The sequence below is a fragment of the Pseudoflavonifractor intestinihominis genome (genome assembly GCF_040096055.1).
Taxonomy (GTDB): Bacteria; Bacillota; Clostridia; order Oscillospirales; family Oscillospiraceae; genus Pseudoflavonifractor; species Pseudoflavonifractor intestinihominis.
In genome coordinates, this window is the sequence record NZ_JBBMFK010000007.1 from 13,191 (window position 1) to 33,703 (window position 20,513).

Genomic DNA, 20,513 nt, shown 5'->3' on the forward strand with positions numbered 1-20,513 from the left:
TCATAGCACAAACCGGGGCGGCAGGACAAGAGCGAGGAAATTTGTCAGAAAAACGTTATCTGAGCCGGAACAGCCGGGAGGGGCGGACGCCCTGGGCGGAGAGGGCGGCCAGGTAGAGGACCCCGCCGAACAGGATGCACGCCAGGCAGGCGGCGGCGCTGTCCATACCCGCGTCCAGCAGGATGCGGAAGAGCAGGTTGATGACCAGCCCCATGAGCAGGGCGGACAGGGCGGGGGCGGTGCACCACTGGAAGAGACGCGATTTTAAGCCTGTGCGGCGGGAGACTTCCCAGTAGTTGAGCAGGGCGCCCAGGGCGGAGCTGAGGACGAATCCGGCCACGTAGCCTCCCAGCCCCACGCCGGGCAGGCCCATGAGCACCCAGGTGCACCCCAGCTGAACCCCGCCGCAGAGCAGGGAGCTGCGGGCGGCTGCGGCCTGGCGGCCGATGCCGCTGAGAACGCCGGAGAGCACCGACTGGTAGCAGGACAGCAGCACCCCCACCGACAGGGGGACCATGTACCGGCCCACGGTGGCCTCCCGGAAGAGATAGACGCCGATGGTGGGTCCCAGCACCACCAGAATGGCCAGAGCGGGCATGACCAGCACGGAGGTGGCCAGCAGGGCCTTGTGGATGCGGCGGCGGACCTCGTCCATCCGGCCCAGGGCCACGCTCTGGGACAGCTTGGGCACCAGCACCAGCCCCATGGCGCCGATAAAGGCGGTGGGCAGGCAGAGCATGGGCACCGTCATACCGCACAGTACGCCGAAGGCGCTCATGGCGGCGGACACGTCCATGCCCGCGTGGACCAGCCGCTGGGGGATGAGCACGGCGTTGGCCGAGCCCATCAGGTTGCCCAGCAGGGCGGTGGCGGCGATGGGAAGGGCGATGGCGCCCATCCGGCGGGAGAGGCGGCGGGGCTCCTCGCCGGGACCGGCCAGGGCGGAAGGGCGGCCCATGTGCCGCCGGAAGAGGATCACCAGTGTGACGGAGGAGAACAGCTCGGAACAGCACATGCCCGCCACGATGATGCCCACCACCCGCTCCGGATACTGGGGCAGCAGCAGCACCAGCAGGCCCAGCACCGCGCCGGTGCGGATGAGCTGCTCGGTCAGCTCCACGGCGGCGGGGGGACGGATGTTGCCCGTGCCGTAGAAGTAGTGCTTGTGGAGGTTCTCGATGCCGGTGAGGAGGATGCAGGGGAGCAGCAGCAGCAGGCCCAGCTGGGTGCGGGCGTCCCCCAGCAGGTGGACGGAGATGGGGTCGTACAGCAGGACGGTCACCCCCGCCACCAGGGCAAAGAGCACCAGAAAGGCGGTGAGGGCCTTTCGGAGCAGCTGGACCACGGCCCTGGGGTTGCCCAGGGCCTGGTACTCCGCCGACAGGTTGGACACCGCCACCGTCAGCCCGATGGCGGTGAGGGACATGATCACAGAGTACACCGGCATAATGAGCTGGTAGAGGCCCATCACCTCCGCGCCGATGAGGCGGGAGAGAAAGATCCGGTACACGAACCCCAGCACCTGGGAAATGATGCTGGTGAGGGTGAGCACCAGTGTGCCGTACAGCATGGACGAGCGGTTGAGTTTCAAGGTTCACGCCCCCTTCCTGGATAGCTTATTCACGGGACAAGGGGGACATGAGGGCAGAAACATTTTGACAAACGGCAGATCAGGGCGTATGATAAAAAAGCTATTGATGTAAAGTGTAAAAGCAAACGGGGGAAAATCCATGCTGGCTACCATTATCAATGTGGCGCTGATCCTGCTGGGCAGCGCCCTAGGCCTGGTGTTCAAGAACAGGATCAGCGCCCGGTTCGCCTCCATCCTCACCTGCGCCCTGAGGCTGTGCGTGCTGGGTATCGGTATCTCGGGCATGGTGGGTACGGCGGACACAGCGGATGGACGGCCTGGGGGATCTGCTCCGCCGGAAGCTGATCCGGGGGGACAACAACAGCCGTTTTGTGGAGGGCTTTGTCACCGCCTCGGTCCTCTTCTGCGTGGGGGCCATGGCCATCAACGGCTCCATGCAGGCGGGTATGCTGGGCAAGTACGACATCCTCATCTCCAAAGGCGTCATCGACGGCGTCACCGCCATCACCTTTGCCGCCGCCATGGGGGTGGGCGTGGCCTTTTCCGCCATCCCGCTGCTGCTCTACCAGGGGGGCCTGACCCTCATCTTCGCCCTGGTGGGACAGGGGATGGACCCGGCGGTGGTCACCGAGATGAACGCCGTGGGCGGCACCATCATCGTGGGCATCGGCCTGAATATGCTGGGCCTGCCCAAGGAGAAGATCCGGGTGGGCAACATGCTGCCCGCCATTTTCCTGCCCATCGGGTATATTCCCCTGGCCGGCCTGATCGGCGGGCTTATGGGGTGAGATGTTTTTTTCAGAGAGAAGGGAGCGGATGGAGGCCATTCCATCCGCTCCCTTGCTGTATGGCGGCGCATAAGCCTACCCGATGGAGGGATGTACAAATTGAATAAAACGTGCGGCGAATTATCGGAAATGTTTCGATAATTTGCATATAAAAGGCCGGAAAATTCCGATGCACGGTACTAAATTTCGAAAAGGCCCAAACTTATTGATACAATCCGCCCGGTGAGATAGTATGTGAGTGCTCCGCAACGGGAGCCAAACTCTAAGAAAAGGGCGGAAAGAACATGAAACGCAAATGGGAAAGGATACTGGGCCTGGTCCTCTCGGCGGCACTGAGCATGAGCCTCTTTGCCCCGGGCGCCGCGGCTGCCGGCTCAGCAACCGCGGAGACGAAGAGCAGCAGTACGGACGGCGTAAAGATCGGCGCCGAGGTGCTGCTGGAGAGTGAGACCTGGAAAGAGCATCTGAAGGGAAAGAATGTGGCCCTGGTCACCAACCAGGTGTGTGTGGACAAGAACATGGACCACATGGCCGACAAGCTGGCCGCCGATCCGGACATCAATCTGGTGTGCCTGTTCGGCGGTGAGCACGGCGTGCGGGGCGCCTATCAGGCCGGCGCCGCGGTGCCCCACTTCCAGGACCCCACCACCGGCCTGCCCGCCTGGAGCCTCTATGCCGGCGGCACCATCGCCGAGCACCTGAACGACATGGGCTTTGAGAACCCGGCGCCTCTGGACCCGGAGTTCACCGACCCCAAGAGCCCCAGCCGGCCCACCATGGCCATGCTGACCGGCAACAACGGCAAGTGGTATGAGCCCGTGGACGTGATCCTGTTCGATCTGCAGGAGATCGGAAGCAAGACCTGGACTTACATGTACACCCTGGCCGACGTGATGACCGCCTGCGTGGAGGCCAACAGGTACTACGAGGCCAAGGGCGAGGACCACCATGTGGAGTTCATCGTCCTGGACCGGCCCAGCACCATCAGCAGCGGCGTGGTGGAGGGCACCATGACCACCCCGGAGAACGCCAGCGGCATCAGCCGCTACCCCCTGCCCTCCCGCTACGGCCTGACCATGGGCGAGCTGGCCAAGCTGTACCAGGGCGAGGGATACAAGAACTACTGGACCACCGGCGCTCCCGGCAGCACCGCCAATGAGTACGGCGCGACCACCACTGCCCCCGCCGACTGGAACTGGGACGACCCCAGCATGGCCAACAAGATCTCCCTGGCCGACTGCGACCTGACCGTCATCCCCTGCGAGGGGTACACCCGGGATATGTACTGGGATGAGACCGGCATGGGCTTTATCCTGCCCTCCCCCAATATGCCCACCTGGGAGGCGGCCCTGCTCTACACCGGTACCGTCTGGTTTGAGGGCCCCACCATCAATGAGGGCCGCGGCACCACCAAGGCCTTTGAGCTCATCAGCGCCCCCTACATCGACCCCATCGACCTGGCCCAGCGGATGAACGAGCTGGAGCTGCCCGGGGTGCGGTTCCGGGCGGCCTCCATCACCACGTACAGCGCCAACCAGACGCCCACCAGCTATACCAACCAGCTCTCCCACGGCGTCCAGATCCACATCACCGACAAGCGGGCCTGCTCTCCCATCCAGATGCAGGTGGCCCTGTTCCTGACCCTCCAGACCATGTACGGCGGCGAGGGCGCCGAGGCCTTCAATATGCCCAACTCGGTGGACACCCGCGTGGGTGTGAGCTGGGTCCGGGAGGAGATCCAGGCCTTCCCCAAGGGGGCGGACAAGGAGCAGATCCTGGCCAAGACCAACGAGATGCTGGCCCGCATGAAGACCGAGATGGCCGACTATCTCACCATCCGGGACAAGTACCTGATGAAGGAGTACGACACTCCCGCGGACAAGACGCCGGTCACCACCGCCCAGCCCGTTGTCACCCTGGGCTATGAGAACCTGCTGGCCAACCACATGGACCTGCTGAAGGACAAGAAAGTGGGCCTGGTGGCCGACCAGACCAGCGTGGACAAGGACCTGAACCACCTGGCGGACACCCTGATCGCCAACGGCGTCAACCTGACCACCCTGTTCAGCACCGGCACCGGCCTGCGGGGAGAGTTCCAGACCTCCGAAGCCGGCAGCTACACCGACAGCCCGGTCAGCCAGAAGGGCACCGGCCTGCCTGTCTACCGCCTGACCGACAACGGCCCCACCGCCGAGCAGCTCAAGGACGTGGATATCCTGCTCTTTGACATGCAGGACTCCGGCACCCGCGCCAACTCCCGGGTGTACCTGATGGCGGACTGCATGCTCTCCTGTGCGGAGAACGGCGTGCCCTTTGTGGTGCTGGACCGGCCCAACCCCCTGGGCGGCGATACCTATGACGGCCCCGTCTGGGAGAGCGAGACCATGGGCCAGGGCTACGCCCTGCCCACTCGCTACGGCATGACCCTGGGCGAGCTGGCGGAGATGATCAAGGCCGAGGGCCACGCCTCCGGCGCCTCTCTGGAGAAGCTGGACCTGACCGTGATCCCCATGGAGAACTGGGACCGGGAGATGTACTACGATGAGACCGGCCTGCAGTTCGTCATGTCCGACCCCAAGATCCCCACTGCCACCACCCTGCTGACCTACGCCGGTATCGGCTGGCTGGAGGGCACCGGCGACTGGGCCGCCTCCGCCGACGACCAGAAGGGCATGTGCTCCGGCTGGGGCACCACCAAGGCCTATGAGTTCTTTGGCGCGCCCTTCATTCAGCCCAAGATGACCGAGTTCGTGACCGCCCTCAAGGAGGCCGGCCTTCCCGGCGTCCACTTCCGCATGGCGGCCATGACCCCCTGGAACAACACCACGGAGGCCGCTGCCGTCAAGTACCCCAACAAGGCCTGCTACGGCGCCCAGCTCCACATCGCCGATGAGCACGCCTATTCCCCCGTGGACACCGCCCTGACCATCCTGACCACCCTCAACAAGCTCTTCCCCGACGACACCGCCCAGATGTTCACCGCTGAGTTCGACAACACGGTGGGCAACACCTGGATGAAGGACGACATCAAGGCCGGCAAGACCGTGGCCGAGATCCGCGCCAAGTTCCAGGCCGGTCTGGACGCCTTCGGCGCCAAGCGTGAGCAGTACCTCATCTACAAGGAGGAGACGCCCGGCATCCCTGACGTCCCCACCGTCACCACCTACTCCGTGACCGTGGAGAAAGCGGCCAACGGAACCGTGAAGGCTCAGCCCGCCTGGGCCGCCCAGGGCAGCACCGTTACCCTGACCGTCGCCGCCGATGAGGGCTACCAGCTCTCCAGCCTGACCGTCACCGACAGAAAGGGCGGCGCGGTGACCGTCACCGAGAAGGACGGCAAGTACACCTTCCGCATGCCCGCGTCCAACGTGACCGTTGCCGCCGTGTTCACCGCCCAGCAGGGCGACCACAGCGACAACTGCCCCAGCACCGCTTACAGCGATGTGAACACCTCCCTGTGGTATCACGACGCCATCGACTATGTCCTGACCAACAGCCTCATGAACGGCTACGGCAACGGCAAGTTCGGACCCATGGACAACCTGTCCCGGGCCATGCTGGCGCAGATCCTCTACAACATGGAGAAGAAGCCCGCTGTGACCATCCCTGCCCAGCAGTTCCCCGACGTGGCCGCTGGCAGCTGGTACACCGACGCGGTGTACTGGGCCAAGGCCAACGGCATCGTGGACGGCTACTCCGACGGCCGCTTTGCCCCTGACGACAGCATCACCCGCGAGCAGCTGGTGACCATGCTGTGGCGCTACGCCAAGTACAAGGGCCAGGACGTGTCCGCCGCCGCCGACCTGTCCGCCTACCAGGACGGCGACCAGGTCTCCCCCTACGCCGCCGCCGCCATCCAGTGGGCCTGCGGCGCCGGCGTGGTGCAGGGCAGCAACGGAAAGCTGATGCCTGCCGCCACCGCCACCCGGGCCGAGGTGGCCCAGATCCTCCAGAACTTTGTGTCTGAGAAGGCCTGAGTAAAATCAAGCATAGGATGAAACGGGGACGGGCCGTCAGGCCCGTCCCCGTTTCATCCTGTCTTAAGATCTCTCACCTGTGCCGCCGTCTTCCGTAGGCAGGGGGGCGGCGTCCCGGGCGATGGCCTGGCCGGGGGTCTCCTCCGGCTCGTCATCCTCCTCCAGGTCGGAGACCGTGATGGCCATCAAGTCCTCCTTGCCCGGGTTCTCCATGGCCGCCACCCGGTCGGCCTGGCGGGCCACTGCCCGCTCAAAGACGTTGCGCACGTCCCGGGCGTTGCCGAAGTTCTCGTCCCGCTCCTCGTAGAGCTGGGCAAAGCCCTCGGCGGCAAACTTGTCCGTCTCCTGGTCCAGGGTGTAGCCGTTCTTCTTGCACATGGAGCGGAAGATCTCCATCAGCTCGCCGCCGTTGTAGTCCTCAAAGTAGAAATACTTGTTGAACCGGCTCTCCAGGCCGGGATTGGCGTTGATAAAGTTGCTCATCAGCTCGGTGTACCCGGCCACGATGACGATCAGATCGGCCCGGTGGTCCTCCATTCCCTTGAGCAGGGCCTCAATGGCCTCCTTGCCGAAGTCGTTGGGGGAGTCCTGGTTGGCCAGGGCGTAGGCCTCGTCGATGAAGAGCACGCCGCCCAGGGCCTTCTGGATGACCTCGCTGGTCTTGATGGCCGTCTGGCCCACAAATCCGGCCACCAGACCGGACCGGTCCACCTCCACCAGCTGGCCCTTGGACAGCACGCCGATGGCGTGGTAGATCTTGGCCAGCAGGCGGGCCACCGTGGTCTTGCCGGTGCCCGGATTGCCCATAAACACCAGGTGCAGGCTCATGGGGGGCACGGGCAGGTCGTGCTCCTGGCGCATTTTGCGCACCTTGACCAGGTTGATCAGGCTCTTGACGTCCTTTTTCACCTTCTCCAGGCCGCACAGGCTGTCCAGCTCAGCCAGGAGCTCTTCCAGACTGGGGGCGGGCTCCGCCTCTTCCCTGGGCTGGGCGGAGGACTGGGCCTGGGGCGCGCCCTCACCCTGAGCGGCGGGGGAGGGGGTGTCCGGCTTGGGGGCGGCGGGACGGCGGGTGATGAAGTCGCTGACGTCCAGAGGGGCCTTGTCCCCCTTCAGACCGTCCCGGTCGCACAGGGCCAGCAGGGTGTCGGCGCAGTGGTTGACAAACCCGGCCTCCTCCTCGCTGACGATGTCGTCCACCGCCGCGAAGAGCAGCAGCATCAGGGTCATCAGGTCCACGAACCGGCGGGACAGCTTTCCGCCGGACACCTTGTCGCTGGCCCGCATCCGGGCAAAGAAGCCGGGAGGCTGAAAGCCGGGGTACTCCGCTACCGCGGAGGACAGCTCCCAGAACAGAATGGAGGGCACCGGATTCCCCTTGGTGTACACCGCGTTGTAGTACTCCACGTGGCGGGGGGTGAGGGCGTTGCCGTCCCGGCCCCACACGCCCAGCGCGCAGGCGCGGAAAAAGGCGTCCGCCTCGGCGGCAAAGCGCTGCCGCAGCGCCCCGTCCCCGATCTGACGCCGGAGGGCGGAGATGCCCTCCTCATACTGCTTGTGTACCGCCGCAGCGGTCATGGAACCCTTCATCAGGCCTCAGCTCCTGTTTCATTAAATGGTTCAACAGACATTATATCGGATGGGGACTGGATAATCAATCCTGGACTTTCCTTTTATGGGTAGACATAAGATATAAAAAATAACGTACAATTTGCGTTAGACCGTTGACGATTCCTGCCGCAGCGTGTAAGATTAGAGGTGATTACGACACCAAAATGACGGAGGGATGTACATGGCCGCCAAGAAGCCCACAGGGGCGAGAAACGAGACAGTCCGCTGCGAAAACTGCGGCGAGTATTACGCCGTTACCTATAAGCGCTGCCCCTTCTGCGAGGAGCAGGAGGAGTACCGCCGCGCCAAATCCAGAGAGGATTACGACGATGAGGAGTACGAGGACGAGGTCTACGACGAGGACGAGCCCCGCCACAAGGGCGGCAAGCGCCTGAAGACCAATACCCGGGGCGGCGGCTACGGCGGCGGCCCCACGCCCCTCCAGATCGTGGGCTGGATCATCTCCCTGGCCCTCATCGCCGCCGCCATCTATATTGTGGTTACCATTATCGGGCCCTTTATTCACAGGGGAGAGCAGGCGGTGGACCCGGACCCCAACCCCGTGACCAGCAACACACCCGCCCCCAGCGACAGCGCCGAGCCCCAGCCCTCCGACTCCGCCCAGCCCCAGCCCAGCGGTTCCCAGAGCCCCGAGGGCGGCGATGAGATCCCCCAGGGACAGACCGCCACCGGCTTCACCCTCAGCCTGAGCGAGTTCAGTCTGAGCAACAAGTACCCCGATCCTGTGACCTTGAAGGTCACCTTCTCTCCCGCCGGCTCCACCGGCACCATCACCTGGGAGAGCAGCGACCCCTCCATCGTCACTGTGGATGAAAACGGCAAGGTGAGCCCGGCCGGCAAGACCGGCACCGCCACCATCACCGCCACCATGGCCGGAGGGTATACCCAGACCTGCAGAGTGTACAACTCGGTCACCAGCGGGGCCAGCTCTGGCGGCTCCACCGGCTCGGGCGGCAGCAGCACCACCACGTTGTCCCTCAACCGCACCGACTTTACCCTGGACAAGGCCGGGGCCAAGTGGCAGCTCAAGGTGAGCGGAACCAGCTCCACCCCCACCTGGAGCATCGGCGATTCCTCCGTGGCCACCATCTCCGGCGACGGCACGGTCACCGCCGTGTCCAAGGGCACCACCACGGTCACCGCTACGGTGGACGGCCAGACCCTCAAGTGCATTGTGCGCTGCACCTGGTAAAGACAATTGAAGAATGTGACAGGAGGCCTCCGGATATCTGGAGGCCTCCTGTTTTTGCCCCGGCGGAAATTTTTCCGCCGGGGCTATATTTTTTGAGAATCCCGCCATACTAACCCCATCTGAGGAAAAGGCAGGCAGAAAACATGGAGCTTTTTGCGATCAGGCCGGAGATCAAGTTCGGCCCGGACGCCCTGGCGGCTCTGGAGGAGCTGGCGGGGCGGCGGGTGCTCATTGTGACGGACGAATTTCTCGCCCATAAATCCGGGCTGCTGGAAAAGATAAAGGAGCGGCTGAAGGGCTGTGAGATCAGCGTATTTGACCAGGTGAAGCCGGACCCGTCCCTCAAACTGGTGGCCCAGGGGGTCCACGCCCTGCGGGCCTTCGGGCCGGACACCGTGCTGGCCTTCGGCGGCGGCTCCCCCATGGACTGCGCCAAGGCCATGCGCCACTTCGCCGGGGGAAATCCGCCCCCGGAGCTGTGGTGTATCCCCACCACGGCGGGCACCGGGTCGGAGGTCACCTCCTTCGCCGTTCTCACCGACGCGGACGCGGGGATCAAGTACCCCCTGGTGGACGACGCCCTGCTGCCCGACTGTGCGGTGCTGGACGCATCCCTGCTTGCCGGAGTGCCTCCGGCGGTGACGGCGGACACGGGCATGGACGTGCTCACCCACGCCGCCGAGGGCTGTGTGGCAAAGCGGTCCACACCCTTCAGCGACGCCATGGGAGAGAAGGCCTTTGCCATGGCCTGGCGCAGCCTGAGCCATGCCCACGCCGGGGACAGCAGCGCCAAGGGGGAGATGCTGCTGGCCTCCTGCCTGGCGGGCATCTCCTTCAACGCCGCCGGGCTGGGCATCTGCCACGCCCTGGCCCACGCCCTGGGGGGCAGGTATCACATTCCCCACGGGCGGCTCAACGCCATGCTCCTGCCCCACGTCATGGCCTTCAACAGCGCCGACAAAGACGCGGCGGACCAGTACGCCCGGCTTGCCGGGCTGTGCGGCCTGGCCAAGAGCCCCAGGGCCCTGATCGGCGGCGTCAAGCGGATGCGGGCGGGGCTGGGCATGCCGGAGAAGCTCACCGACTGCGGCGTGGAGAGCCAGACCCTGCTGGCCGACCTGGACGGCATCGCCCGGGCCGCCCTGGCCGACGTGTGCGCCCCGGGCAATCCCCGGCCCGTCACCCGGGAGGATTTGAAAGCCATCCTGAAGGAGCTGATGTAGATGGCGCCCGAGCAGCTCCTGTCCGTGGGCATCGACATTGGAACATCTACGACCCAGCTGGTCATCTCCCGCCTGACCCTGGAGAACCGGGCGGGGCCCTTCTCCGTGCCCCGCATCGCCATCGGGGAGAAGGAGGTGCTCTACCGCAGCGCCATCCACTTCACTCCCCTTCTCTCCGAGACGGCGATTGACGCCGAAGGGGTGCGGGCCATTGTGGCGGAAGAGTACCGCAGATCGGGCTTTCGGCAGGCGGACATCTCCACTGGCGCGGTCATCATCACCGGCGAGACCGCCAGGAAGGAAAACGCCAAGCAGGTGCTTGCCGCCCTGTCCGACTTCGCCGGGGACTTTGTGGTGGCCACCGCCGGACCGGACCTGGAATCCATTCTGGCGGCCCGCGGGGCGGGGATAGATGAATACTCCAAGGAACATCACAAAAGAATATTACACTTTGACATCGGCGGAGGCACCTCCAACCTGGCCCTCTACGAAAATGGGACCCTGACGGCCACCGGCTGCCTGGACGTGGGCGGGCGGCTCATCAAGACCGAGGACGGACGCATCACCTACGTCTCCCCGGCCCTGGAGCGGCTGGGGGCGGCGGTGCCCGGCGTACCCATCCCCAGCCTGGGGGACCGGGCGGAGGAGTGCGGCCTGGAACCGGTGGTGTCCGCCCTGACCCGGGCCCTGGAGCAGGCGGCGGGGCTGACACCGCCGGACGGCCTGCTGGAGGCCCTCATGACCCGGGACACCGCCTGGACGCCGCCCAAAAGCGTGGACGGGGTGTCCTTCTCCGGCGGAGTGGCCGACTGTATCTGGTCGCCGCCGGGGGACGCCTTTGCCTATGGGGACATTGGCGTCCTGCTGGGCAGAGCCATCGCCGCATCTCCCTCCTTTCAGCGGGCGGGCATCGTCCGGGGCGCCGAGACCATCCGGGCCACTGTGGTGGGAGCGGGCAGCCACTCCACCCAGGTGTCCGGCTCCACCATCTTCTACCGCAATGTGTCTTTCCCGCTGAAAAACCTGCCCGTCCTCCGGCTGACGGCGGACGAGGAGCGGGACGGGGAGAAGCTGGCCGCCGCCCTCCGGGAGAAGGCGGGCTGGTTTGCCGACCAGGGGGGCATGACCCAGATTGCCCTCAGCCTGCGGGGGGAGCCCAACCCGGCCTACGGCAGAATCCAGGACCTGGCCAGGGGCATCAGGGCCGGCATGGAGCCGCTGCTGGAGCGGGGCATGTTCCCCGTCATTGCGGTGGAGGGGGACATGGCCAAGGTGCTGGGCCAGACCCTCTGGCCTCTGCTGGGGGCGGAGGGGGCCATCCTCTGCCTGGACGGCATCAGCGCCGGCAGCGGGGACTATTTGGACATCGGCGCGCCGGTGGCCGGCGGCGCGGTGCTGCCGGTGGTGGTGAAGACCCTGGCCTTCCAGTCCCAGGGAGCTTCAAATATCAGCCAATAGGGGGAAACAGATTATGATACTGAAAACCAGCCTGCACGGCCATGTGTATACATTCCAATCGGTGAAGGACGTGCTGGCCAAGGCCAACGAGGAGAAGTCGGGGGACCGGCTGGCGGGCATTGCCGCCGAGAACGCCGAGGAGCGGGTGGCGGCCAAAGTGGTGACGGCCAACCTGCTGCTGTCCGACCTGCGGGAGAACCCCGCCGTGCCCTATGAGGAGGACGAGGTCACCCGCATCATCCAGGACGACGTGAACGAGAAAATTTACGGTGAGATCCGCAACTGGACCGTGTCCGAGCTGCGGGAGTGGCTGCTGGACGAGAAGCACACCGGCGCGGACATCCGCCGCATCTCCCGGGGCCTGACCGCCGAGATGATCGCCGCTGTGACCAAGATCATGAGCAACCTGGACCTGATCTACGCGGCCAAAAAGCTGCGGGTTACCGCCACCTGCAACACCACCATCGGCGAGGCGGGCACCCTGTCCTGCCGCCTCCAGCCCAACCACCCCACCGACGACCCCGACGGCATCATGGCCTCCCTGCTGGAGGGCCTGACCTTTGGCGCGGGGGACGCGGTGCTGGGCCTGAACCCGGTGGACGACAGCGTGGAGAGCGTGCGGCGGGTGCTGGACCGCTTCCACGAGATCCGCACCCGCTGGGAGATCCCCACCCAGATCTGCGTCCTGGCCCACGTGACCACCCAGATGGACGCGGTGAGGCAGGGGGCCCCCTGCGACCTGATCTTCCAGTCCATTGCAGGCAGCCAGAAGGGCAACGAGGCCTTCGGCCTGGACGGGAAGCTCATCGAGGAGGCCCGGCAGCTGGCCCTCAAGGAGGGCACCGCCACCGGCCCCAACGTGATGTACTTTGAGACCGGCCAGGGCTCCGAGCTCAGTTCCGAGGCCCACCACGGCGCCGACCAGGTGGTGATGGAGGCCCGGTGCTACGGCTTTGCCAAGCGGTTCCAGCCCTTCCTGGTGAACACGGTTGTGGGCTTCATTGGGCCCGAATATCTGTATAATTCCAAGCAAGTAATACGGGCTGGATTGGAGGATCACTTCATGGGCAAGCTGACCGGCGTGCCCATGGGCTGCGACGCCTGCTACACCAACCACATGAAGGCCGACCAGAACGACATCGAGGACCTGGCGGTCCTCCTCACCGCCGCCGGGTGCAACTACTTCATGGGCATCCCCCACGGCGACGACGTGATGCTCAACTACCAGACCACCGGCTTCCACGAGACCGCCGCCCTGCGGGAGCTCTTCGGCCTGACCGCCATCAAGCCCTTCCAGGACTGGCTGGAGAAGATGGGCTTTGTGCGGGACGGAAAACTGACCGAGCTGGCCGGGGACGGCTCCGTGCTGCTGGGGTAAGGAGGCCCTGGGGTCCCCAACGAAGCCCAGCGAAAGTGGGTTCATTGGGGGGAGGACGAACAACGGAATGAATGAGCCCTGCCGTTTACGGCGGGGCGAAGAATATGGAGTTTGTGAGGACGATATGAACGATAAGGAACTGCGCGCCCTCATTGAGCGCATGATCGCCGAGGTGGCCGGACAGGCCCCCACACCCCAGGTGAAGGGGAGCGACTACTACCCCATGGAGCCCCAGGGGGTGACCCGTCCGGCGGCCAGGAACATTGACCCTGCCGCAGCCATCCCGGACATCACCCAGACCGACCTGCGGCGGCAGTATCTGGTGGACAACCCCAGAAACGGGAGGGCATTTCTGGACCTGAAGCAGAAGACCCCCGCACGCATCGGCCTGGGCCGGGCGGGCGCCCGGTACAAGACCGCCACCATGCTCCGCTTCCGGGCCGACCACGCGGCGGCCCAGGACTCCTGCTTCTCCATGGTGGACGAGGCATTTGTAAAGAAGGGCGGCTTTGTGCCGGTGCAGACCCTGTGCAAGGATAAGGACGAGTATTTGACCCGGCCCGACAAGGGCCGCCGGTTTGACGAGGCCAACCAGGCCATCATCCGCCAGACCCTGGGACAGAAGCCCAGGGTAGCCCTGGTGGTGGGGGACGGCCTCAGCTCCGCCGCTATCGAGGCCAACGCCCTGGACTGCCTGGAGGCCATCCGGGGTGGCCTGAAGGCCTACGGGTTGGAGGTTGGCCCGGCTCTGTTCGTCAAGTTCTGCCGGGTGGGCGCCTCCGACCACATCGGCGACCTGACCGGCGCGGAGGTGGTGTGCATGCTGGTGGGGGAGAGGCCCGGACTGGTGACCGCCGAGTCCATGTCCGCCTATCTCACCTACCAGCCCCACATCGGCATCCCCGAGTCCAAGCGCACCGTGGTCTCCAACATCCACCGCCAGGGAACGACTGCGGTAGAAGCAGGAGCTCATATTGCCGAATTGATTCACACCATGCTGGAGAAGAAAGCCTCCGGCATTGATCTGAAGCTGTAAGGGGGCGAAACCATGATTGATGAACTGATTCCGGTCAAGGTACTGGCCACCCACACCATCGCCAACGTCAGCGAGGGGCTGGCCAGGCAGCTGGCCCTGCCCGACGGCCACCGCTCCATCGGCATTCTTACCACCGACTGCGACGACATGACCTACTGCGCCCTGGACGAGGCCACCAAGGCCGCCGCCGTGGAGGTGGTATACGGCCGGAGCCTGTACGCGGGGGCGGCCAACGCCTCCACCAAGCTGGCCGGAGAGGTCATCGGCATCCTGGCCGGGCCCAACCCGGCGGAGGTCCAGAGCGGCCTGCGGGCGGCGGTAGCCTTCCTCCAGGAGGCCGGCGGCTTCCGCTCCGCCAACGAGGACGGCTCGGTGGTGTATTTTGCCCACACTGTCTCCCGCACGGGCACCTATCTGTCCCAGACGGCTGGGGTGGCCGAGGGGGAGGCACTGGCCTATCTCATCGCCCCGCCTCTGGAGGCGGTGGTGGGGCTGGACGAGGCGCTGAAGGCGGCGGACGTGGAGCTGACGGCCTTCTATGCGCCGCCCAGCGAGACCAACTTCGGCGGCGGCCTGCTCACCGGCACCCAGAGCGCCTGCAACGCCGCCTGCGCCGCCTTTGCTGAGGCGGTAAAGGCGGTAGCGGCCAGACCCCGGGAAATATAGGAGGGATTCCATGCAGCTGGATAAGGATTTACAGTCGGTCCAGGAGGTCCGGGACCTGATTAAGACGGCCAAAGAGGCCCAGCGGGCACTGGCCCGGATGGACCAGGCCCAGATCGACAAGATTGTGGCCGCCATCTCGGCGGCGGGCGCGGAACACGCCGGGCGGCTGGCCGCCATGGCGGTGGAGGAGACCGGCTTCGGCAGGAAGGAGGACAAGGAGCTGAAAAACCGCTTCGCCGCCCTCACCCTCTACGAGGCCATCAAAAACGAGCGCACCATCGGTATCCTGGCCGAGGACCGGGAGAAGCGCATCATCGACATCGGCGTGCCCGTGGGCATCGTGGCCGGGCTGGTGCCCTCCACCAACCCCACCTCCACCGTCATCTACAAGGCCATGATCTGCCTCAAGGCGGGCAGCCCCATCATCTTCTCCCCCCACCCCAGCGCCCTCAACTGTATCCGGGAGACGGTGGCGGTGGTCCGCCGGGCGGCGGAGGGGGCGGGGGCGCCCGCAGGGAGCATCTCCTGCATCTCCGCCCCCACCATGGAGGCCACCAGCGCCCTGATGAAGCACCGGGACACCCGGCTCATCCTGGCCACCGGCGGCGGGGCCATGGTCAAGGCGGCCTACTCCTCGGGCACCCCGGCCATCGGCGTGGGCGCGGGCAACGGCCCGGCCTATATCCACCGCACCGCAGACGTGCCCATGGCGGTGAAGCGGATTCTGGACTCCAAGACCTTTGACAACGGCACCATCTGCGCCAGCGAGCAGAGCATCGTGGTCACCCGGGAGATAGAACCCGCAGTGACGGCGGAGCTGACGCGGCAGGGGGCCTGCATCCTCAGCGACGGGCAGCACAAGGCCCTGTCCAAGTGCATCCTCCGGCCCAACGGCACCATGAACCCGGCCATTGTGGGCAAGAGTGTGGAGCAGGTGGCCGCACTGGCCGGGCTGTCCGGCATTCCGGTGGGCACCCGGGTGCTGGTGGCCCGGGAGACCGGCGTGGGCCCCGGCTACCCCTACTCCAATGAGAAGCTGGGGCTGATTCTGGCCCTCTATGTGGAACCCGACGAGGAGGCCGCCCTCCGCCGGTGCGTGGAGATTCTGGAGTGGGAGGGCGCGGGCCACACCTTCTCCATCCACGCCGAGGACGAGAACGTGGTGAAGAAGTTCGCCGCCGCCGTGCCCGCCAGCCGGGTGCTGGTGAACACGCCCTCCTCCCTGGGCGGCATCGGCGCCAGCACCTGCCTGTTCCCCGCCCTCACCCTGGGCTGCGGCGCGGTGGGCGGCTCTTCCAGCTCCAACAACATCGGCCCCCTGGACCTCATCAACATCAAGCGGGTGGCCTGGGGCGTCAAAGAGCTGGAGGACCTCCGGGGCGGCCAGGCCTGCCGGGCGGACGCGGGAACCCGGGGGGCGGTTGACGCCGCCGCCATGGACGAGCTGGTACGCCTGATCATGAGGAGGCTGAACGTATGAGCGAGGTCAACGCCGACGGCGTGCTGCTCAACCCCCAGGAGCACCTTTTGCAGGAGGTGCAGAACCTGACCAACAGCCTGATGGCGGCCAAGCCCGCCGGGGTGGAGGGGGAGGAGTCCATGGAGCACCCGGTGACCGCCCTCAACGGCGAACCGGCCGGAACGGTGGGCGGCGCGCCCCACATGCCGGTGAGAGCAGCGGAGGAAAAAGTGGAAAAAAAGGCCCGCGCAAAGCGGGAGAGTGCCGCCCGGCCCGAGAGCAGGAAGGCGGCTGTTTCCACCATGGGCCGGCCGGATGTGGAAAAAACACCTGAGGGGCAGAGCGTGCCCCAGAGTGGGAATCATACAGAACGTCCCCGGAGCGGGGCGCAAAACGGAAAAGGAGACAGGAAAATGGCAAATACGAATGCACTTGGTATGGTGGAGACCCGGGGCCTGGTGGCCGCCATTGAGGCGGCGGACGCCATGGTAAAGGCGGCCAACGTCCAGCTGGTGGGCAAGGAGCAGGTGGGCGGCGGCCTGGTGACCGTGATGGTCCGGGGAGACGTGGGGGCCGTCAAGGCGGCCACCGACGCGGGCGCCGCTGCGGCGGAGAAGGTGGGCGAGCTGGTGAGCGTCCACGTCATCCCCCGCCCCCACGCCGAGGTGGACTCCGTCCTGCCCCACGGCAAGGGCGAGTACGACGGGCAGTAAGCCATGGCGCTGCTGACCGAGGAGGACGTGCGCCGGATGTCGAACGGAGGCGCACGGGGCCCGGTGGTGGTGCGGGCGGGGGAGGTCCTCACCCCCGCCGCCCGGGACTGGCTGAGAGAGAAGGGGGTGGAGGTGGTCTACCCCCAGGGCAATTCCGGGGAGGCGGGGCAGCGCCCCAAGTACCGCACTCTGTCCGGGGCAGTGCTGGCCGAGAAGCCGGAGCACATGACCCACCTGAAGGGCAATATTCTGGTGGACAAGGACCACCCCCGCATCGCCTTCCGGGGCTGCATCGACAGCCTGGAGGCGGAGATTCTCCTGGCCCAGCAGACCTGCGCCGGGGCGGGCTATCCCGCCCTGGCACAGGAGCTGGAGGAGGTGCTGGCCTTTGTGCGGCGGTTCATCCGCTTCGACGTGCTGGACGAGCCGGTGGGGGAGATCAGACTGTGCGGGTACGGCCCGGATGAGCTGCGGGAGTACTCCCACTACCCGGACAGATACCTGGGCCAGCCCCACTTCATGCCCCACTACACCGACTCCCCCGCCATCCTGGCGGTGAACAAGGTGCGCACCGTGGTTCGGCGCACCGAGCTGGCGGCCTATGCCGCTTTCCGGGACGCCGGCGGCGTGGAGCGGCCGGACATCATCCTGGGGCTCAACCGCCTGTCCTCCCTGATGTGGATCATGATGATCAAGCTCAAGGCGGGGAAGTACCCCCGGGAGGTGAAGTAAATGGAACACACAGCGCTGGAACGGCTGGCGGAGGCGGTGGTGGAGCGGCTGACCGTGCCTTTGGAGGCCAGCGGGCGGCATGTCCACCTGTGCCGGGCCCATGTGGAGGCCCTGTTCGGACCGGGCCACCGGCTGGAAAAGGTGCGGGAACTGTCCCAGCCGGGACAGTTCGTCTGTAGCGAGCGGGTGACGCTGGTGGGGCCCAAGGGCCAGCTGAGCAACGTGGTGGTGCTGGGCCCCGAGCGGCCCGAGAGCCAGGTAGAGATCTCCCTCACCGACGGGGTATCTCTGGGCATTGCGCCGCCGGTGCGCATCTCAGGGGACACAGCCGGTACGCCGGGCATTATCCTCCGGGGACCGGCGGGGGAGATCACCCTGAAGCAGGGGGTCATCGCCGCCAAGCGGCACATCCACATGACGCCCCAGGATGCGGCGCGGTGGGGTCTGTCCGACAAGCAGGACATCCGGCTCCGCACCCTCACCAGCCGGCCCGTCACCTTTGAAGCGGTGGAGGTGCGCATTTCCCCCAAATTCTCCACTGCCGTCCACCTGGACTACGACGAGGCCAACGCCTGCGGCTTCCGCAAGGGAGACCGGGCCATCCCCGTGACAGGGGGAGAGGGCCTGTGACGCTGGAGGAGCGGGGCGGAGACCTGATCATCACCCATCTCCCCATCGAGCAGATGGCACTGCTCTCCCTGGGCGTGGCCTTGACGGAGGAGGAGCGGACCGTCCTGCTGGCCCTGTTGGAGGGGCGGCGGGTCTACCTGGCCGACGGGGCCCTGGAGTACAAGCAATACGCCCGCACCGCCGAGCGGGGGATCTATATCCGTTTCACCGCCATGGAGCGGGAGCTGCGGGAGCTGGGTATCCGGAGAGGAGGGGGCGGCCATGCTGCTGGGTACGGTAGAGGGTAACATCTGGTCCACCAAGAAGTCCCCCGGTCTGCTGGGCAAGTCTTTCCTCACCGTCCGGGTGGGGGAACAGCTCCTCATCTGCGCCGACTGCGTGGGCGCGGGGGAGGGGGAGCGGGTGCTGGTGGCCACCGGCGGCGCAGCCCGTGTGGCCGCCGGGAAGGACGCCCCGGTGGACGCCGCCGTGGTGGGCATCGTGGACCAGACCTAGCCCTGAGAGAACAGGAAAGGGGCAATGAATTTGTCCATCAACGAGATCATCATCTATCTAATGGTCCTCTTCATGGTCCTGGGCGCGGTGGACCGGATTCTGGGCAACCGCTTCGGCCTGGGGGAGAAATTTGAAGAGGGCATTCTGAATATGGGCGCCCTGGCGCTGTCCATGATCGGCATCATCTGCCTGGCGCCGGTGCTGGCCGACGTGCTGCGGCCGGTGGTGGTGCCGGTGTACCAGTTCCTGGGGGCCGACCCGGCCATGTTCGTGGGCACCATTCTGGCCAACGACATGGGCGGCGCGCCCCTGGCCAAAGAGCTGGCCCTCACTGAGGAGGCGGGGCAGTTCGGCGGGCTCATCGTGGGCGCCATGCTGGGGCCCACCATCGTGTTCACCATCCCTGTGGGCCTGGGCATCATCCAGAAGGAGGACCGGCCCGCCCTGGCCTCCGGCGTGCTGGCGGGGGTGGTCACCATCCCCCTGGGCGCCCTGGTGGGGGGCCTGGCCGCCGGGTTTAACATCGACATGGTGCTGCGCAACCTGATCCCTATCGTCCTCATCGCCGTGCTCATCGCCATCGGCCTGTGGAAGATCCCGGGCGGCATGGTGAAGGGCTTTCAGGTGTTCGGCCGGGCAGTGGTCATCCTCATCACCGTGGGCCTGGCCATTGCCATCGTCCAGAAATTGACCCCCATCACCATCCTGCCCGGCCTCACCCCCATCGAGGAGGGCTTTACCGTGGTGGGTGACATCGCCGTGGTGCTGGCCGGTGCCTTCCCGCTGGTGTACGTCATCATCAGGGTGTTCCGCAAGCCCCTGATGAAGCTGGGTCACCTGCTGGGCATGAACGACATGGCCGCCGCCGGTCTGGTGGCCACTCTGGCCAACAACATCCCCATGTTCGGTATGCTGAAGGACATGGACCACCGGGGCAAGGTCATCAACGTGGCCTTTGCCGTGTCCGCCGCCTTTGTGTTCGGCGACCACCTGGGCTTTACCGCCGGCTTTGACTCGTCCATGATCTTCCCCATGATTGTGGGCAAGCTGGTGGGCGGCGTGTCCGCCGTGGCGGTGGCCATGGTGCTGACCAGAAAGGAGGCAAACCGTGGATAAACAGGCGCTGGAGGCCCTGGTACGCCAGGTGCTGCTGGAAAAGCTGGGAGAGGCATCGGGGGAGACGGTAAAAAAAGTTCCCGTGCCCCAGCTGCGGGTGACGGAGGAGCACCGGATGGACACCGGCCGGGCAGGGGACAGGGTATACACCCGGGACCTGTTCACGCTTGACGAAAGCCCCCGGCTGGGTGCGGGCATCATGGAGATGACCGACACCACCTTTCCCTGGACCCTGAACTACGACGAGATGGACTATGTGATTGAGGGGCGGCTGGACATCCGGACCGACCGGGGCACCGTGTCCGCCGGGCCGGGGGAGGTCATCTATATCCCCAGGGGCAGCGCCATCCGTTTTTCTGTGACGGGGCACGCCCGGTTCCTCTATTTCGTCTATCCGGCGGACTGGCAGAACCAGAACACATAAAAA

General features: G+C 65.8%; 18 protein-coding genes and 1 pseudogene. 17 read left to right on the plus strand and 2 right to left on the minus strand.

Annotation, left to right across the window (positions count from 1 at the left end; translation table 11 throughout):
• Nucleotides 1-55 precede the first annotated feature (55 nt).
• Nucleotides 56-1,591, minus strand: coding sequence for a putative polysaccharide biosynthesis protein (locus WMO64_RS05645; RefSeq protein ID WP_349231309.1), 1,536 nt, complete (start codon nt 1,589-1,591; stop codon nt 56-58).
• Between the two features lie 139 nt (nt 1,592-1,730).
• Here WMO64_RS05645 and WMO64_RS17110 point away from each other — a divergent pair.
• From WMO64_RS17110 to WMO64_RS05655, 3 genes and pseudogenes are all read left to right on the plus strand, one after another.
• Nucleotides 1,731-1,826, plus strand: a pseudogene (locus WMO64_RS17110) (hypothetical protein); the annotation flags it as partial.
• Between the two features lie 73 nt (nt 1,827-1,899).
• Nucleotides 1,900-2,379 carry a DUF554 domain-containing protein gene (locus WMO64_RS05650; protein WP_349231310.1) on the plus strand — a complete coding sequence of 160 codons (480 nt, stop codon included), beginning with the start codon at nt 1,900-1,902 and terminating at the stop codon, nt 2,377-2,379.
• 284 nt (nt 2,380-2,663) lie between these two features.
• Nucleotides 2,664-6,356 carry an exo-beta-N-acetylmuramidase NamZ domain-containing protein gene (locus tag WMO64_RS05655; protein WP_349231311.1) on the plus strand — a complete coding sequence of 1,231 codons (3,693 nt, stop codon included), beginning with the start codon at nt 2,664-2,666 and terminating at the stop codon, nt 6,354-6,356.
• A gap of 63 nt (nt 6,357-6,419) precedes the next feature.
• On the opposite strand, the gene WMO64_RS05660 is transcribed toward WMO64_RS05655, so the two are convergent.
• The gene (locus tag WMO64_RS05660; RefSeq protein ID WP_294519492.1) at nt 6,420-7,946 is read right to left on the minus strand and encodes an AAA family ATPase; all 1,527 of its coding nucleotides are present in this window, start codon (nt 7,944-7,946) and stop codon (nt 6,420-6,422) included.
• A 202-nt stretch (nt 7,947-8,148) separates the two neighbouring features.
• On the opposite strand from WMO64_RS05660, the gene WMO64_RS05665 reads away from it, so the two are divergent.
• The 14 genes from WMO64_RS05665 (at nt 8,149) to WMO64_RS05730 (ending at nt 20,510) form a co-directional block, all read left to right on the plus strand.
• Complete coding sequence (locus WMO64_RS05665) at nt 8,149-9,180, plus strand: Ig-like domain-containing protein (protein WP_294519490.1); 1,032 nt, start codon at nt 8,149-8,151, stop codon at nt 9,178-9,180.
• A 143-nt stretch (nt 9,181-9,323) separates the two neighbouring features.
• Nucleotides 9,324-10,403 carry a 1-propanol dehydrogenase PduQ gene (locus tag WMO64_RS05670; RefSeq protein WP_294519487.1) on the plus strand — a complete coding sequence of 360 codons (1,080 nt, stop codon included), beginning with the start codon at nt 9,324-9,326 and terminating at the stop codon, nt 10,401-10,403.
• Nucleotides 10,404-11,861: an ethanolamine ammonia-lyase reactivating factor EutA gene (locus tag WMO64_RS05675; protein WP_349231312.1), complete on the plus strand. Its 1,458-nt coding sequence runs from the start codon at nt 10,404-10,406 to the stop codon at nt 11,859-11,861.
• 13 nt (nt 11,862-11,874) lie between these two features.
• Nucleotides 11,875-13,239, plus strand: a complete 1,365-nt coding sequence (locus WMO64_RS05680) for an ethanolamine ammonia-lyase subunit EutB (RefSeq protein ID WP_349231313.1) — start codon at nt 11,875-11,877, stop codon at nt 13,237-13,239.
• A gap of 124 nt (nt 13,240-13,363) precedes the next feature.
• Complete coding sequence (gene eutC / locus WMO64_RS05685; protein WP_349231314.1) at nt 13,364-14,275, plus strand: ethanolamine ammonia-lyase subunit EutC; 912 nt, start codon at nt 13,364-13,366, stop codon at nt 14,273-14,275.
• A 12-nt stretch (nt 14,276-14,287) separates the two neighbouring features.
• Nucleotides 14,288-14,941, plus strand: coding sequence for an ethanolamine utilization microcompartment protein EutL (gene eutL / locus WMO64_RS05690; RefSeq protein ID WP_294519475.1), 654 nt, complete (start codon nt 14,288-14,290; stop codon nt 14,939-14,941).
• Nucleotides 14,942-14,951: 10 nt separating this feature from the next.
• Nucleotides 14,952-16,421 carry an acetaldehyde dehydrogenase (acetylating) gene (locus WMO64_RS05695; RefSeq protein WP_349231315.1) on the plus strand — a complete coding sequence of 490 codons (1,470 nt, stop codon included), beginning with the start codon at nt 14,952-14,954 and terminating at the stop codon, nt 16,419-16,421.
• A gap of 392 nt (nt 16,422-16,813) precedes the next feature.
• Entirely contained in the window at nt 16,814-17,113 is a 300-nt protein-coding gene (eutM, locus tag WMO64_RS05700; RefSeq protein ID WP_148319385.1) for an ethanolamine utilization microcompartment protein EutM, read from the plus strand.
• 3 nt (nt 17,114-17,116) lie between these two features.
• Nucleotides 17,117-17,845: a cobalamin adenosyltransferase family protein gene (locus tag WMO64_RS05705; protein ID WP_349231316.1), complete on the plus strand. Its 729-nt coding sequence runs from the start codon at nt 17,117-17,119 to the stop codon at nt 17,843-17,845.
• A complete protein-coding gene (pduL, locus tag WMO64_RS05710) occupies nt 17,846-18,475 on the plus strand; it encodes a phosphate propanoyltransferase (protein WP_349231317.1) in 630 nt (209 codons plus the stop codon).
• On the plus strand, nt 18,472-18,762 hold the full coding sequence (locus tag WMO64_RS05715; protein WP_349231318.1) for a hypothetical protein: 291 nt from the start codon (nt 18,472-18,474) through the stop codon (nt 18,760-18,762). Before pduL ends, WMO64_RS05715 begins: the two co-directional genes overlap by 4 nt.
• Nucleotides 18,737-18,970 (plus strand): EutN/CcmL family microcompartment protein, encoded by a 234-nt coding sequence (locus WMO64_RS05720; RefSeq protein ID WP_294519464.1) that lies wholly within the window; start codon nt 18,737-18,739, stop codon nt 18,968-18,970. The genes WMO64_RS05715 and WMO64_RS05720 overlap by 26 nt, the downstream gene beginning before the upstream one ends.
• A 30-nt stretch (nt 18,971-19,000) precedes the next feature.
• Nucleotides 19,001-20,086, plus strand: coding sequence for an ethanolamine utilization protein EutH (gene eutH / locus WMO64_RS05725; protein ID WP_349231383.1), 1,086 nt, complete (start codon nt 19,001-19,003; stop codon nt 20,084-20,086).
• Entirely contained in the window at nt 20,079-20,510 is a 432-nt protein-coding gene (locus tag WMO64_RS05730; protein ID WP_349231319.1) for a cupin domain-containing protein, read from the plus strand. The genes eutH and WMO64_RS05730 overlap by 8 nt, the downstream gene beginning before the upstream one ends.
• Nucleotides 20,511-20,513: the final 3 nt, after the last annotated feature.

Bases quoted from the DNA above. Each gene is read 5' to 3' on its own strand.
- WMO64_RS05650 (WP_349231310.1), top strand. From the start codon at position 1,900: ATGGACGGCCTGGGGGATCTGCTCCGCCGGAAGCTGATCCGGGGGGAC.
- WMO64_RS05655 (WP_349231311.1), top strand. From the start codon at position 2,664: ATGAAACGCAAATGGGAAAGGATACTGGGCCTGGTCCTCTCGGCGGCA.
- WMO64_RS05660 (WP_294519492.1), bottom strand. From the start codon at position 7,946: ATGAAGGGTTCCATGACCGCTGCGGCGGTACACAAGCAGTATGAGGAG.
- WMO64_RS05665 (WP_294519490.1), top strand. From the start codon at position 8,149: ATGGCCGCCAAGAAGCCCACAGGGGCGAGAAACGAGACAGTCCGCTGC.
- WMO64_RS05670 (WP_294519487.1), top strand. From the start codon at position 9,324: ATGGAGCTTTTTGCGATCAGGCCGGAGATCAAGTTCGGCCCGGACGCC.
- WMO64_RS05675 (WP_349231312.1), top strand. From the start codon at position 10,404: ATGGCGCCCGAGCAGCTCCTGTCCGTGGGCATCGACATTGGAACATCT.
- WMO64_RS05680 (WP_349231313.1), top strand. From the start codon at position 11,875: ATGATACTGAAAACCAGCCTGCACGGCCATGTGTATACATTCCAATCG.
- eutC (WP_349231314.1), top strand. From the start codon at position 13,364: ATGAACGATAAGGAACTGCGCGCCCTCATTGAGCGCATGATCGCCGAG.
- eutL (WP_294519475.1), top strand. From the start codon at position 14,288: ATGATTGATGAACTGATTCCGGTCAAGGTACTGGCCACCCACACCATC.
- WMO64_RS05695 (WP_349231315.1), top strand. From the start codon at position 14,952: ATGCAGCTGGATAAGGATTTACAGTCGGTCCAGGAGGTCCGGGACCTG.
- eutM (WP_148319385.1), top strand. From the start codon at position 16,814: ATGGCAAATACGAATGCACTTGGTATGGTGGAGACCCGGGGCCTGGTG.
- WMO64_RS05705 (WP_349231316.1), top strand. From the start codon at position 17,117: ATGGCGCTGCTGACCGAGGAGGACGTGCGCCGGATGTCGAACGGAGGC.
- pduL (WP_349231317.1), top strand. From the start codon at position 17,846: ATGGAACACACAGCGCTGGAACGGCTGGCGGAGGCGGTGGTGGAGCGG.
- WMO64_RS05720 (WP_294519464.1), top strand. From the start codon at position 18,737: ATGCTGCTGGGTACGGTAGAGGGTAACATCTGGTCCACCAAGAAGTCC.